The following is a 14,879-nucleotide window of genomic DNA, read 5'->3' as shown; positions in this document are numbered from 1 at the left end:
GTTTTTAAGAATGATGATTCGGAGGAAAAAAAACATTTTGTGCAAGTTCTAATCAGTAGAGGAAAAGAAACCATTTATTATTTCAGTTAAGGTTATTGGTTTAACTTAATTTAATTTGTTCGTATAATCAAAGTATCTATAAATAGAGAGTGGGGAAAAAGTGGACTATTTATTTTTAGTTTTCGCATTATTTAGTGGGCTGTTATTCGTAGACGGAAAGCTGTTGAATAAAGGACAACTTAAAATGAATGTTATGAGTCTTTTCAAGAAAGAAGATGCTGAAGAGAGAGTGAAATTGATTGGTCGCTTTATGATGGTAACAGGCGTGATAACATTCACATGGACTTTGATGGGTTATTTATTCTATGACTTGTTAGCCATGGAGATCATCTTTTGTGGGTACTTTATTATAATAGCGATTGCGGGGATCTGTTTATTTGTTGCATTTAGAACTCGTTTCCGTTAAACCAATAAAAAATGGAGGAACACGCACAATTCATACTTAGAAAAAGATGGGTTTTATGTTATACTAGTCAAGATGCGGAGTCATAGAAAAATTCAGAATTCATTATTCTATATAAACGAATGAATGTGGTAAATTTGTTAAGTAGGAAAGTCTAATGAACAACCAAAAAAAGCATCCACGTTGTTATTCTAGAAATAACATTGATAGAAAGAGGCGATACAATGGTACACCCATTTGAAAAATTTAATTTGCAACCTTTTTTGATTGAATCGATCCAAGAATTGGGCTTTAAGGAACCAACAGAAGTCCAAGAAAAATTGATTCCAGCTATCCAAAAAGGCAGAAGTGTTATTGGCCAATCTCAAACCGGATCTGGAAAAACGCATACATTCTTGCTGCCATTGATGAACAAAATCGATGCTGCAAAAAATGAAGTCCAAGTTGTTGTTACTGCGCCTAGTCGTGAACTTGCTGAACAGTTGTATCTTGCAGCTGTTCAATTGGCAGAAAAATCAAATCCAGCTGTTATTGTCCAAAACTTTGTCGGCGGGACAGATAAAAAACGCCAATTGAGTAAGTTAGAAAATACGCAACCTCATATTGCAATCGGTACTCCAGGACGGATTCTAGATTTAGTGAATGCTAATGGATTGTTGGTCCATACTGCGACTGCATTTGTAGTCGATGAGGCTGACATGACTTTAGATATGGGATTCTTAGAAGATGTGGATAAAATTGCAGGCAAAATGCCGGATAACTTGCAAATGCTGGTCTTCTCAGCTACTATTCCTGAATCTCTAAGACCCTTCTTAAAGAAATACATGGAAAATCCTTTATTTGAACAAATTGCACCTAAGACGGTTATCTCTGATTCAATTGATAATTGGTTGATCTCTACTAAAGGAAGAGAACGTGTGGATATCATTTATCAATTGCTGACGATCGGACAACCTTATTTAGCAATCGTATTTGCCAATACAAAAGCTAAAGTAGAAGAAATTGCTAATGAGTTAAAATCGCGAGGCCTAAAAGTGGCTACAATTCACGGAGATATTCCTCCACGTGAGCGTAAACGCGTGATGAGACAAATCCAAAATCTGGAATACCAATATGTTGTAGCGACAGATTTAGCTTCTCGAGGCATCGATATCGAAGGAGTTTCTCACGTCATCAATGCTGAGATCCCGAATGATTTAGAATTCTTTATTCACCGTGTCGGAAGAACGGGAAGAAAGAATATGAAAGGGATCGCCATTACCCTTTATGCTCCAAGCGAAGAAAATTTGGTGAACGATATTGAAAAGATTGGTGTGAAATTTGAACCGAAGAAAATTTCAAAAGGTGAAATCAAAGAAACTTTTGACCGCCAACGACGAGAAAAACGTGAAAACACTGCTAAAGATACATTAAGCCCATCTTTACGCGGTTATGTGAAAAAGAAAAAGAAAAACGTCAAGCCAGGTTACAAAAAGAAAATCAGTCGTGAAATCAAAAAGAATAACCAACGAAAACGACGAATTGAAGGCAATCGTGGTAAAAAATCATAAGTATAAGCAGGAGGCTGTCTCAAAAAGAGATGGCCTTCTTTTTTGAGATCTTTTTCAATTATCCGATTAAAAACGGGTATATCAAAATAAATTCTATTGTTGGGCAGGAAATGAGGAAAAGTTATTTTTCCTCTTCCTAATATACAAGAAGGTTCAATGATTTGTGTTTGCAAAAAATGTAAACAATCCTAGATATTCTATACTAAGTCAGGACTCGCATAAGAAGATGCTTTCGATTGGAGGGTTTCCCTTAAGGTTGGAAAACTAATGTATAGATTAAATGTAAGAGTAGCGGTCAAGTTGATCGCTTAGATGTACTTGGCTATGTGGACTTCATGTAGCCAGTAGTATGGATAGATATGCCAGAAAAGCAGAAATAACTGTGGAAATGGACTGACGCGTCCAACGATTGTCAAAGTGGTATTTTTGAGAGCACTGCAACAGATGATAGCAAGTGGTTACTTGCTTACTTATTAATAATAACAAAAAATTCATAGTTTTTTTCAAGTAAAAGGAGGAAGCAATAGGAATAAAGTAAATGGGAGAGGACTAAAAGCGGTTTATGGAAGGATACGAAATAAAGTGATTTCTTCTTATAGAACTACAAAAAAGGACATGTAAAAGTCTTTGATGCGACTTTTGCACGTCCGATCTAGATAATAAAAATCTATTAGAGAGTTTCTTTTTTAGGAATAGATTTGATAGACAAATAATAAAAATAAATCGTCACTCCCAGTTGCACTTCTAATTGGAATAAAGGATGAATATTAAATAGATTCAATACGGTAAATAAAATAGTTGGAAGAGTAGAAGCAACTAACACCACTTTCCACGTTTCACTAAAACGCAATGGCTTTCTCGTGATAGTGGCAATCAAATTTCCAAATACAGTGTACAAAAAATTATAGATCAAAGCTAAAATCAAAGAGCTGACCCATAATAGTACAAAGGTAATACCTAAAACGAAAGGATTAACGGTTTGCAATCCTAATATAACGTCTTTAAAAGTATCCTGATCCATCCCATTTAGTTGACTATATGGAAACTGGATAGGGTATAAGGGAATGCTTAAATAAAGTCCATCCTCTAGCAATGAGATTCCAAGAGTATTGCCGGAAACACGTTTATCAATGTCTGATGAGGTGATGTTGCCACTGGGATCAAAAGCGAAAATAATAGAATTGGTTTGATAAATAAAGCTTTCTGCATCTTCTGCAGGGGTGATTTGGTTATTTTCTATTTCAAAATCGGGTATGTTTTGAGCAACTTCTTGTCCATCTTGAATAAAATCTGTTAATAGCTGATTGGTTTGAACCCAACTGGGAATCGTCAAAATAAAAGACAAAAAGATAAAATACAAAATTATTTTTCCTGTTTTTAAATTCTTTGCTTGGATCAATTGTTCAGGACGAGATAAAGATGCTTTAAATAACTGAAAGAGCTGGATAAGTATTCCTCCTTAAAAAATTCTTGATGTTCTATGTAATTGTAATCTTTTATGAAACTAAACTCAATAGCACTTGAAATAGAACCACGTCATACGCATGAAAAGTACTTTCTCCCAAAAATTAAAGTCTTCTTTCTAAAACGCTCTCTTAATAAGTAGGGGCGGCTCTATGGGGTGGAATTTCCTCCGGAATGGACGGGTTTGCTTGTGAAAGCCATGGGACCGTCTGGAGCCTGTAGTCTCCAGACTTTCAAGCTTCAAACGGAATCGTAAGCGCTGAAGCGCTAACGCTCCGTAATTCACATTTCATCCTTTACATGGCTACAAGCCCCCCCTATTCCTTCAGAAATATCACGGGTCTCAAACGAGTCACAGCTTAAAAAGCGTGTCTAAATATTTCGGGAAGTGCAAAGAAAGCAGGTCTTTCTCATAATGAAGACAGAAGCCTTCCACTTCATTCAACAGATATAAAATCTCGTTCATGTCGCCCACTTCCGCATTTTTCTTTTAGCATACCAGAGACGAGAGGATTCGTAATCTTATTTTTTATTTAAATTTTTTCATACGTATGACGTGAAATAGAACCAGACTGGTTTAAAAAAGAGGCATTTTTATTCGATGGCGAAAAAATGCCTGTTCCATCTTTGTATAGTGTTGGTAAAGAACTTTCATCCGGAATCAGTGCTGTCTGACGAACGTCAGGGGATCGTTTTGAATCTTAACAGATTGAAAACTTTTACGCTACAAAGACTGCATAAGCGCTGAAGCGTTAAAACGTATGAGTGCCCATTTTACCTGTAACATTACTGACAGTAACTCCCATGATGGATAAATGGAAGGACTCTGTATGATCTATAAGATGTGACAAAGAAATTCACAAAATTCGTCTTTTAAATTGTAATCGGTTATAAAAAGTGTTAGATTATTAATAGTAAGCAACTATTTTATTATATGGAGGAATGACACTATGGCTTTTGAATTACCAGAATTACCTTATGCATACGATGCTTTAGCACCACACATTGATGAAGAAACAATGAAATTACATCACGACAAGCATCACGCAACTTATGTTGAGAAAACTAATGGGGCTCTTGAAAAACACCCTGAATTAGCGGACAAAACGATCGAAGAATTAGTTGCAGATCTACAATCTGTTCCTGAAGATATTCGTACAGTTGTACGTAACAACGGTGGCGGACACGCAAACCACAGCTTCTTCTGGGAAATTTTATCTCCAAATGGCGGCGGTGAACCAACAGGAGCGTTGAAGGATGCTATTGAAGCAACTTTTGGAAGCTTCGATAAATTCAAAGAAGAATTTGCCGCAGCATCAGCTGGTCAATTTGGATCAGGCTGGGGTTGGCTAGTAGTAAACAATGGGAAACTTGAAGTTGTTTCAACTCCAAACCAAGATTCTCCATTAACTGAAGGTAAAACTCCAATTATTGGACTAGATGTATGGGAACATGCATACTACTTAAACTACCAAAACAAACGTCCAGCATACATTGAAGCATTCTGGAATGTAGTAAACTGGGAAGAAGCAGGCAAACGTTACGACGCTGCAAAATAACTCGGTAAAATAAAAAACCAAGCAATGAGATGTTCGCATCCCATTGCTTGGTTTTTTATTGTGTTACATATTTTTTTTTTTGAGGATAGAAGGGATTAGCAATAATACGATTGCAATAAAAGTAATAATGATGCCTTCAAATAGATAAGGAGTACGGTAAGAAAAGACAATTTTGTGTTTTCCTGGTTGGATCCGAATACCTAGTAAACCATCAATCACTTCTTCTGGCTGAACCGGAACACCGTCTACAGAAACAGACCATCCTTCACTGAACGGAATTGAAGTCATTAAGAAATCTTGATTGTCTTGAATAGTAACAATACCTTCGATGTTTGTCTGACTATGATGATCAACTTCCATTCCACCAGTTTGCAAGGATTCGATAGAGTGAACAAAGGCGGATGTATCTAAGCGATACAATTGAATATCTTCTAAAGAAATTGAATCTTCCAGCAGTTCAATTTCAAATGTTATCGTCTTTCCATAATCTTCATTGGCTAAGTTATGGATCAATGTCTCATTTGAACTATCATAGAATGCGTATGGTTCTCCATTTAAATACAAGTTGACGTCTTCGTCTCCAATAGCAGAGCCTACGGTAAGATAATAAGCATCATTGGTATTCGGAGTAAATTGAAATTGAACGGATGATTTAATCTCTTCGTCGTCTTTTTCAATAATTGGCTCAAAACTAGAACCAGAGAGCAGCACATTTTGATAGATCGTGCTTGAGAACTCTTCAGGAAAGAAATAAGTCGTTGCGTTGCTGCTTCCTGCTAGGGCACTCAGTACAGCTTCTTGTGTTTGAATAGGCCGGTTTTTCTGTAAATATACCGATTCGATATTGCTCGAGCTGCCGAATGCAAATGGCAGACTATAAGGATTTTCGTAAATCACAACTTGGTTTGTAGCGGCGATCTTTTGATAGTCTTTTAAATCTGGTTTAGTCTGCTTCAAAGTAAAATGATACTTGTCTTTATTTAAGGACGAGCGGAATGGGAAAGAGAATGCTGTTTGAAAAGTATCGTATCTAAAATTGTTTTGTTCTAATGGCTCCGTCGCGGTTTCTATCAAAGCAGGGATATCTTCATTGTCTTTCCAATACAGATCGTTTCGTTCACTGGCGTAGTACTTCACTCCAAACAAAGCATCGGTTAAAAGTGTCCCATTTGAATAGGTCAGGAATCCACCTCCGACAGGATTTCCTAAACGGCCGAAAAGGTCGGGCACAGCACTTTCAAATGTAGAACTGAAATGCGTAATGCCATTAAATCCGGCTTGGAAGCTGTCATTTTTAGTACGCACAAAAGTCTTTTCGATCCGGTATAAATCATCATCTTGGTTTTCTATCCAATCGATCACTTGCTGCTGGCTTTGCTGATAAACAGAAAACGTGTCTTGATCTACATAACTTAACCTGGATAAAGAAATGCTGGCGTTGACCGTCATTTCAATACTCGTTACCAAAAATAAAACGAAACCCAACCATTTATACTGTTGTGGTTTCAAAATAAGCAGCAATAAAATCAAGAATGTAAACAACATAGTAATGATGACTTGGATGGGAGTGAGAAAGTCAAATTCTCCATTATAGACATACAGTCCTATTCCAGATGCAATGACCATGGTTAAAAAAGTAGCTAAAGGATTGACCCCTTTCAAATGAGTAAAACTACGAAAAGCTAATAATAATAGGAAGAAAGAGACCACGAACGAAAAGCGATACGGATACCAATTCGGGTATTGCATAGCATGCCAGATCTTATTCATGGCATCTATATTCATAGAGAAAATAAAAAAAGTCACTAGTACGAAAGCTGCAACACGTTCTCGTAACGGAAACGCCCGATTAAAGAAATACAGGCAGACGCACAATAGAGCTAAACTGCCTATAAACAGGTTTGGATATCCCGAAGGCATTTGGTCAAAATTAAAGGCTCCAACAAAAAATTTCGAGACCATCTCAGGAAAAAAGTAATCTGTTTCCCATTTAAAATCCAACTCTATATAACTGGCTTTTCCTACCATTAATGAATGAAGGGTAGGAAGCAACAAGATAGCGGAAAGACCGCCAGCTAACAAGGAATGCCAAATGAACAATAAACTTGTTTTGATACATGACAGAACATTATCCCTTCGTTTACTGGTATGTGGAAATCCAATACTGATACAGCGGAAGATAAAATAAAGAACAAGGAAAAAGCAGACCATATACCCTATATAATAGTTGGATATCAGGCAAATGGCTAAAAAAACAGTGTAAAAACCACCTTTTTGCTGCTTGATCAGCCGTTCCAAACCTAAAATAATGAGCGGCAAGAAGATAATTCCATCTAACCACATGATGTTGAATTGATTGACAATCGTGTATCCCATTAAAGCATAGCTTGTTGAAAAGGCTACTAGACTAAAACCATCCCCACCAAATTCTTTTTTTAATAGGTAGGCGAAACTCCAGCCGGCTAAACCATATTTCAGCATAGTGACTACTGTAACGCCTAATGCAACTTGCGATTGCGGCAATAGTAAGAAAATCAGATTAAATGGACTGGCTAAATAATAAGCCCACAATCCAACCATATCCCCGCCGATGGCTTTCGAAAAGGAATAGAAGAAAGCTGACGGATCTTCAAGCAGCGTCGTGCGATAATAAGCTAAAAAATCAACATATTGTTGTCCCAAATCAATCGTTAATACAGTTTCATTTCCAAATGGATAGACCCCTTTGAATGCATGAATGACGGACATAACCAAAAAAGGGACTGCAAAAGCTAATAATAATGGCCATTGATTTTGAATAAATAGTCTTATTCGTTTTTTCATGATCGATCACCCCAAGTAAAAAATTGCTTACTCCTAGAATAGCATATTCAAGCAGGAGAAATAATCGATTCAGGAAAAAAGTTTTTTTACTGATAGGAATTCAAAAAAAAGTTAAATGTGAAACTTTTTAGCGATTATGGTTAAAGGTCGGATAATCTGTTACAATATACGAAGTTCTACTTAAATAGGAAGGTGTTCATTTGAAATCAAATCAAAAAAAACAAACGAAGAATAAGTCGCATATTCCTTTAAGACTTAACATACTATTTGCTGGTGTGTTTGTGTGCTTCGCATTACTTATTTTAAGACTTGGTTATTTGCAAATTGTCAGTGGTGAAGAATTTGAAGCAGAAGTTGCTCGAACAGAGACAACTTTAGCAACCGGAAATGTGCCTCGTGGTGAAATATATGATGCTGAACATCGTAAAATGGTAGGGAATACAGCGGTACAAACGATCACCTATACACGTGGACAAGGTGTTCCTTCAGAAGATATGGCTAAGATAGCGTTGGATTTAGCCGCTGTTATCGATATGCCCTCTAAAGTCAGAGTAGAGAACGAAAGTGAATACGATATTACACCTCGTGATCTGCAAGACTATTGGTTAGTTCTGAATGAGGAAAAAATCAATAAGAGATTATCAGAAAAAGAATTGGATCTAAGCGGTTCTGATTTTTATCAAACGCAAATTTCCAAAGTAACGGATGAAGACATTGCTCAAATGTCTGATGTGGAAACTGAAGCGGCAGCTATCTTTAAAAAAATGAATGGGGCTTATGCCTTAACAACGATCAACATTAAAAATGAAAATGTGACAGATCAAGAAATCGCCTTAGTCAGTGAACATTTAAGTTCATTGCCAGGTGTAGATACGGGTACAGATTGGATCCGAAATTATCCTCAAGAAGGTATGCTGAAGAGTATTCTTGGAGAAGTTTCCACAGAGGAACAAGGAGTACCTGAAAGTCAATTATCTACTTACTTGGCTAGAGGATATGCACGAAACGATCGTGTGGGAAACAGTCAGCTGGAACAGCAATATGAATCAGTTCTCAGCGGTTCCAAATCTAAATCAGAAACTCAAACCAACACTAATGGAGATATCATTGAAACGATTGAACAGTACGCTGGTGAAAAAGGCGATAATTTAGTGCTGACAACAGATATGGATTTTCAAGAGACGATAGAACAAATTGCTGTTGAATCACTAGGCGAACGAGAAGGGGACAATGATAGAATTTACATTGCTGCTTCTGATCCGCAAACAGGAGAAATTTTAGCTTTAGTCGGTAAAAAATACAATTCTGAAACAGGCAAAATTGAAGATGATGCATTGGGAAATATTACTCAAAGTTATTCAATGGGATCTGCTGTAAAGGGTGCGACTGTATTAGCCGGCTATATGGATGGCGCGTTGACCTTTGATGATAATGTAATTGTCGATGCTCCACTTAAAACAGGGCAAACTCAAAGTATTAGCTCGGTGTTTAACCGAAATGGTAGTGTCGCATTAAATGACATAGGCGCGTTAGAACAATCTTCAAACGTTTATATGGCAAAAGTCGTTTTACGGATGGGCGGTCAGTACCAACTTAATTCCAAGGGAACATTCCCGATAAACGTCAACCAAGTCATGACTAAACTAAGATATTACTTTGCTCAATTTGGCTTAGGTGTAGAAACAGGAATTGATTTACCAGGTGAAGCAACTGGATATGTTGGGCCTAATCCAAATGCTGGTTTAGCAATGTTCTTTGGTTTTGGACAGTACGATACGTATACTCCAATTCAGTTGTTGCAGTATGCTTCAACAATTGCTAACGGAGGCACACGTATCGCGCTTAGACTGGTAGATGAAATTTGGTCTACAGGGGAAGATGGCGGTTTAGGAACAATCGAAACACAATTAGAACCTGAGATTTTAAACACCGTCAATGTTGATCCTAAAGCGATGGAACGAGTGCATCAAGGCTTTTACCAAGTAGTACACGGAGCGAATGGGTCTGCACGTTCTCGTTTTGTAGGTGCTGAGTATGAGGCCGCAGGAAAAACGGGGACTGCCCAAGCTTTTTATAATGGAAAATCAGTAACGAATAAGACCTTTGTGGGATATGCGCCATATGATAATCCGGAAATTACGGTGGCTGTCATTGTGCCCAATCTACCAAACAACAATACAAACTATGAAAATACGATTGCTGCACGAAAAGTAATGGATGCTTATTTCAAAGTAGGCGAGTACAAAGAAGCAACCCCTGATGAAGATGCAACGGACTCTTCTGAAGGAGCAGAATAAGTGTAGGACATCAAAAAAGGCTGGTCCATAAGATATGGGCCGGCCTTTTTTTGACAACTTTTAATATCAGGAAAATTAATTTTCACTTGATAAGATGTCCGCGATTTCTTGGAACGACATACCACTTTCAATTGTGAAAGTACCAGGTCGAATTAGGTTTGACAAATTGTTCTCTTCTAAAAAGTTGTCAAAATCAGCAGAATTTTCAATAATTCCTTGATCTTGCAACTGACGAGCTGCAATACTGCTTGGATCGCCGTTATTGATGACAACAGTAGCTGTCACAGCTTCGGATGAAGATTCTTCTGTGCTGCTGTCTGCTTCTTCAGTTTCACTCTCAGAGCTTTCCTCAGCAGCTGTTTCATCAGTAGATTCAGTATCTTGTCCATCTTCAGCGTATTCGCTTTCCATTTTTGCCAGTTCAGTTTCTGCAAGCAGACTCTCATACTTATCTTTATACGTTTCATCTTCTTGAGTCAACTCAGTTGAAGCATCTGTTGCATCAACAGGTTGGGATTCGTAAAAGAACGAACGATAACCTGCAAGAATGAGTGCAGATACCAAGAAACCTAACGACAAGAATCGTAATGCTGGTTTACTCATGTTATGTACCTCCTTGATTGATTAGGCTTCTAACACATAATCGTCTATGACCGTTTGAACGGTTTGTTCAGATAAACGTGTTTGGCTGGAAATGTCTTCAGGTGCAGCACCTTGTGTATACAAAGTGATGATGTGTTTTCTTAATACATCATGTACTTTATCAGATAAAGGCAATTCTTCCGATTGAATATTCAATTCTGATTCAAGTAAAGTGACTCTTTTTTTCAAATGATCGATTTCTTGCAACCACTGCAAAGATAATTCTTCAAATTCTTCTTGCACTTTTTCTCCATTGTCTTGTTTATAGAAAGACCAAACGATCAAAGCTATTGCAATAACAAGTAGAACAATCACAATAATCCATAAATCCATTTATTTCACCTCTTTATAATTTACTTCCAGAAAAAGTTTACCACAATATGCGCACAAAACCTATGTTGTAAATAAAACTTAATATAATTTCATGCTTTTTGTACCTTTTGAAAAAAGGTGTCCTCTCGGTTTGAAAGATATGGTAAACTACGTTTGAAAGCCTTATCAAAAAACTTAAGGAGTTAACTATGGACAAAAAATGGTGGAAAAATGCAGTAGTGTACCAAATCTATCCTAGAAGTTTTCAAGACAGCAATGGAGATGGGATAGGAGACATTCAAGGAATCATTCAACGATTGGATTATCTTGAAAAATTAGGGATTAACGTGATTTGGCTCAGTCCAGTTTATGAATCGCCTAATGATGATAATGGATATGATATCAGCGATTATTATGCTATCATGGCAGAATTTGGAACAATGGAAGATATGGAACTGCTGATAGCAGAAGCTAAAAAAAGAAATATTCGTTTAGTAATGGATCTGGTTGTCAACCATACATCAGACGAACACGCTTGGTTTATTGAGGCAAAAAAATCCAAGGAAAATCCTTATCGCGATTATTATATTTGGAGAGATCCAGTGAATGGAGATGTTCCAAACGGTTTAGGTTCTGTTTTTAGCGGTTCCGCGTGGGAATATGAGGAAGAAACCGAGCAATATTTTATGCATCTATTTAGTAAACGCCAACCAGATTTAAATTGGGAAAATAAAGACATGCGTTATGAGATCTATAACATGATGAATTTTTGGCTGGATAAAGGGATCGGCGGATTTCGGTTGGACGTTATTGAGTTGGTCGGTAAACTGCCAGACCAAGAGATCACCGCTCACGGTCCTAAGTTGCATGAATATTTGCAGGAAATGAATCGTGAAACGTTTGGAAAACAGGATGTGATGACGGTTGGAGAAACCAATTCAGCTAATCCTCAACAAGCGAAACTGTTTTCTGGTACCGATCGCAAAGAATTATCTATGGTGTTTCAATTCGAGCATATGGCTCTCGACCAACAGCCGGGAAAAGCAAAATGGGATCTAAGACCGCTGTCTGTTGTGGAATTAAAACAAGTTCTTTCTACATGGCAAGTGGAGCTTCAAAATGAGGGTTGGAATAGTCTTTTTTGGAACAACCATGATCAGCCCAGAATCGTTTCGAGATGGGGAAATGATCAGGAACATCGTGTGGAGAGTGCTAAAATGTTTGCTATTTTGCTGCATATGATGAAAGGAACTCCTTATATTTATCAAGGAGAAGAAATCGGTATGACAAATATTACCCTGACCGATATTTCCCAAGCAGATGATGTAGAAACAAAGAATATGTATCATGAACGTTTGGCAGAAGGGTACAGCAAAGAAGCTGTTTTGGCTTCTATCAATGCTAAAGGAAGAGATAATGCACGCACTCCAATTCAATGGGAAGATTCAAAAGAGGCAGGTTTTACGACAGGACAACCTTGGTTGCCGGTAAATCCAAATTATCCGTCGATCAACGTGAAACAAGCTTTAGCTGACCCAAAGTCTATTTTTTATACTTACCAAAAATTGATTCAATTGAGAAAAGAAAATCCTCTTATGGTTTACGGTGATTATCAATTGTTGGCAGAAGAAGATGAATCTTTATTTGCTTATACAAGAACTTTCCAAGGAGAGACATGGCTGGTCGTGGCGAATTTTAGTGAGCAAGTCAACAAATTTCAGTTTACTGAGGAAACAACTGAATTGGAACCCATCATCAGTAATAGTGCGGTTAAACGATATGATTTAAATCAACTTCAATTGGATGCTTACGAAACATTTGTCGTTAAATTAGATTCTCCTCTTTATGTAAAGTAAAAAAACTTTACAAAGAATAAAAAAATACTGGAATCTACTATAAAAAAATGGTATCATAATCAAGTCGGAAGATTGGATAAATAACTATCTTCAAATATTGTTTAATGCTTGGAGGGAAAATCATGCGCGTAAACATCACAATGGAATGTACTGAATGTAAAGAACGTAACTACATCTCAAAGAAAAACAAACGTAACAATCCGGACCGTGTTGAATTTAAAAAATACTGCCCACGCGAACGTCGCGTAACTCTACACCGTGAAACTAAATAATTTAGTTAAATGCTGTGGAATACGTATGGCTTGCCGTATAAATACGTCCCTGTGACTGGTTGATTTATTCAAACAGCCGCAGGGTCGTATTGTCTTACGAGCCGATTAGTGGAATACAATCAAAAAATCACAAAGAAAAAAGGAATTGGGGGATTTATACCGGTTCCTTTTTTGCTATACTGAAGAAGAGTGTGAAGTAAGGAATTAAATTTACGGGTATGTAAATGACCTCTATCACAACTTTAAGAAGGGAAAGTGGAAACAGTGAATAAAAAAGAGATTCGGAAAGACAAAATCCGGACGTTAAAAAAACTAAGCGGAATTGAAAAAAAAGCAGCAGAAGAAAAAATTTATGCCAATCTTTTTCGTTCGCGCTATTGGCAGCAAGCTTCAACCATTGCCTTGACCATGGCTCAAGAGTTCGAATTGAATACTTTGCCTATAGTGGAAGAAGCATGGAAAACAAATAAAAAGATCGTGATGCCGAGAGCAAAAAAAGAACGGATCATGGATTTTGTCTTATATAATGAACATACACCGATGAAAATTTCTTCATTTGGATTGCTTGAACCGGATCCTGCATTACAGCCTATTGCTAAAAATGCCATTGATTTAGTGGTTGTTCCGGGACTGGGATTTTCAAAAGAGGGTTATCGGATAGGATTTGGTGGGGGTTATTACGATCGGTTTTTAGCAGATTTTTTAGGGACTAAAATAGCGTTGGTATTAAAGGAACAGCAAATTGATTTGTGGGATCCTGAACCCTTTGATATACCGATGGACGCTTTAGTCATGGAAGATAAGGTTATTTCAACTGCAGATTTCCAAACAGGAAAATAAAATATTATTTTGCATTTTGTGAAGATTACTTTGTGCTATAATATAGAATTGAAAAGACGAATGAGTAAAAAATATAAGTGAGAATGGAGTTTAATAGATGAATTACCAAACTCAAATGAAAATAAAACGCTATTTGAGGCAACCAATCGTCACGTATACTTTTTTAGGTCTTCAAATTCTGTTATTTATCTTAATGACTTTTGACGGAGGAAGCACCAACACCTTGACTTTAGTTCAATATGGGGCGAAGTTTAATCCATTACTGGTGGCAGGTCAATGGTGGCGATTAGTCACTCCTATATTCCTGCATATTGGTTGGGTACACTTGCTGATGAACTCGGTTATTTTGTATTTTCTGGGTATCCAATTAGAGAACACATTGGGACACTGGCGTTTCGCTATGATTTATCTTTTAAGCGGAATAGCAGGGAATGCAGCTAGTTTTGCATTTAATGCCTTATCTGTATCAGCAGGAGCCAGTACGAGTTTGTTCGGTTTATTCGGAGCTACGATATTTTTAGGCAGAACATACACCAATAATCCGGCGATCCAACAAATGTCTCGGAATTTTGGAACTTTGATTGTCATTAATTTGATTTTCGGATTTTTCAATTCCTCTGTAGATTTAGCAGGACATTTAGGCGGTCTTGCAGGAGGATTTTTATTGTCAACGGCTATTAGTGTACAAAATCCATTACCCAGATGGAAAAAGAAACGTTTGCTATATGGTGCGAGTTTTGCCGGTCTTTTGGCAGTGCTGTTGATCATCGGTTATGTACGCACTTTAGGAGTGTTTTAGAG

The 14,879-nt window shown here is 37.2% G+C and carries 12 protein-coding genes; 8 read left to right on the top strand and 4 right to left on the bottom strand.

Annotated features, from left to right (window positions below; all coding sequences use genetic code 11):
* Window positions 1-160: 160 nt before the first annotated feature.
* Window positions 161-466 (top strand): hypothetical protein, encoded by a 306-nt coding sequence (locus ACEN4I_RS00550; RefSeq protein ID WP_407097386.1) that lies wholly within the window; start codon window positions 161-163, stop codon window positions 464-466.
* Between the two features lie 221 nt (window positions 467-687).
* On the top strand, window positions 688-2,013 hold the full coding sequence (locus ACEN4I_RS00545) for a DEAD/DEAH box helicase (protein ID WP_407097385.1): 1,326 nt from the start codon (window positions 688-690) through the stop codon (window positions 2,011-2,013).
* Between the two features lie 670 nt (window positions 2,014-2,683).
* On the opposite strand, the gene ACEN4I_RS00540 is transcribed toward ACEN4I_RS00545, so the two are convergent.
* Window positions 2,684-3,460, bottom strand: a complete 777-nt coding sequence (locus ACEN4I_RS00540) for a DUF1189 domain-containing protein (protein WP_407127488.1) — start codon at window positions 3,458-3,460, stop codon at window positions 2,684-2,686.
* A 967-nt stretch (window positions 3,461-4,427) separates the two neighbouring features.
* Here ACEN4I_RS00540 and ACEN4I_RS00535 point away from each other — a divergent pair.
* Entirely contained in the window at window positions 4,428-5,036 is a 609-nt protein-coding gene (locus tag ACEN4I_RS00535) for a superoxide dismutase (RefSeq protein WP_407097384.1), read from the top strand.
* 63 nt (window positions 5,037-5,099) lie between these two features.
* On the opposite strand, the gene ACEN4I_RS00530 is transcribed toward ACEN4I_RS00535, so the two are convergent.
* Entirely contained in the window at window positions 5,100-7,859 is a 2,760-nt protein-coding gene (locus tag ACEN4I_RS00530; RefSeq protein WP_407101821.1) for a YfhO family protein, read from the bottom strand.
* A 200-nt stretch (window positions 7,860-8,059) separates the two neighbouring features.
* On the opposite strand from ACEN4I_RS00530, the gene ACEN4I_RS00525 reads away from it, so the two are divergent.
* Window positions 8,060-10,156: a peptidoglycan D,D-transpeptidase FtsI family protein gene (locus ACEN4I_RS00525; protein WP_407101823.1), complete on the top strand. Its 2,097-nt coding sequence runs from the start codon at window positions 8,060-8,062 to the stop codon at window positions 10,154-10,156.
* Window positions 10,157-10,231: 75 nt separating this feature from the next.
* Here the strand turns inward: ACEN4I_RS00525 and ACEN4I_RS00520 are convergent, their stop codons facing one another.
* Together ACEN4I_RS00520 and ACEN4I_RS00515 are read right to left on the bottom strand one after the other, a co-directional pair.
* Window positions 10,232-10,759 carry a hypothetical protein gene (locus ACEN4I_RS00520; RefSeq protein WP_407097624.1) on the bottom strand — a complete coding sequence of 176 codons (528 nt, stop codon included), beginning with the start codon at window positions 10,757-10,759 and terminating at the stop codon, window positions 10,232-10,234.
* Window positions 10,760-10,780: 21 nt separating this feature from the next.
* Window positions 10,781-11,131 (bottom strand): hypothetical protein, encoded by a 351-nt coding sequence (locus tag ACEN4I_RS00515; protein ID WP_407101826.1) that lies wholly within the window; start codon window positions 11,129-11,131, stop codon window positions 10,781-10,783.
* A 188-nt stretch (window positions 11,132-11,319) separates the two neighbouring features.
* Here ACEN4I_RS00515 and ACEN4I_RS00510 point away from each other — a divergent pair, with 188 nt between their 5' ends.
* From ACEN4I_RS00510 to ACEN4I_RS00495, 4 genes are all read left to right on the top strand, one after another.
* On the top strand, window positions 11,320-12,966 hold the full coding sequence (locus ACEN4I_RS00510) for a glycoside hydrolase family 13 protein (protein ID WP_407097626.1): 1,647 nt from the start codon (window positions 11,320-11,322) through the stop codon (window positions 12,964-12,966).
* A gap of 122 nt (window positions 12,967-13,088) precedes the next feature.
* A complete protein-coding gene (gene rpmG, locus ACEN4I_RS00505) occupies window positions 13,089-13,238 on the top strand; it encodes a 50S ribosomal protein L33 (protein WP_204211082.1) in 150 nt (49 codons plus the stop codon).
* A 255-nt stretch (window positions 13,239-13,493) separates the two neighbouring features.
* Entirely contained in the window at window positions 13,494-14,078 is a 585-nt protein-coding gene (locus ACEN4I_RS00500; protein ID WP_407126350.1) for a 5-formyltetrahydrofolate cyclo-ligase, read from the top strand.
* A 97-nt stretch (window positions 14,079-14,175) separates the two neighbouring features.
* Window positions 14,176-14,877, top strand: a complete 702-nt coding sequence (locus ACEN4I_RS00495; protein ID WP_407101832.1) for a rhomboid family intramembrane serine protease — start codon at window positions 14,176-14,178, stop codon at window positions 14,875-14,877.
* Window positions 14,878-14,879 lie beyond the last annotated feature (2 nt).

Source organism: Desemzia sp. FAM 23990, assembly GCF_045528485.1.
Taxonomy (GTDB): domain Bacteria; phylum Bacillota; class Bacilli; order Lactobacillales; family Carnobacteriaceae; genus Desemzia.
Note: the sequence above shows the minus strand (reverse complement) of the source record. Positions and strands in the feature narration are given on the sequence as shown.

Bases quoted from the DNA above. Each gene is read 5' to 3' on its own strand.
- ACEN4I_RS00515 (WP_407101826.1), bottom strand. From the start codon at position 11,131: ATGGATTTATGGATTATTGTGATTGTTCTACTTGTTATTGCAATAGCT.
- ACEN4I_RS00530 (WP_407101821.1), bottom strand. From the start codon at position 7,859: ATGAAAAAACGAATAAGACTATTTATTCAAAATCAATGGCCATTATTA.
- ACEN4I_RS00510 (WP_407097626.1), top strand. From the start codon at position 11,320: ATGGACAAAAAATGGTGGAAAAATGCAGTAGTGTACCAAATCTATCCT.
- ACEN4I_RS00535 (WP_407097384.1), top strand. From the start codon at position 4,428: ATGGCTTTTGAATTACCAGAATTACCTTATGCATACGATGCTTTAGCA.
- rpmG (WP_204211082.1), top strand. From the start codon at position 13,089: ATGCGCGTAAACATCACAATGGAATGTACTGAATGTAAAGAACGTAAC.
- ACEN4I_RS00520 (WP_407097624.1), bottom strand. From the start codon at position 10,759: ATGAGTAAACCAGCATTACGATTCTTGTCGTTAGGTTTCTTGGTATCT.
- ACEN4I_RS00495 (WP_407101832.1), top strand. From the start codon at position 14,176: ATGAATTACCAAACTCAAATGAAAATAAAACGCTATTTGAGGCAACCA.
- ACEN4I_RS00545 (WP_407097385.1), top strand. From the start codon at position 688: ATGGTACACCCATTTGAAAAATTTAATTTGCAACCTTTTTTGATTGAA.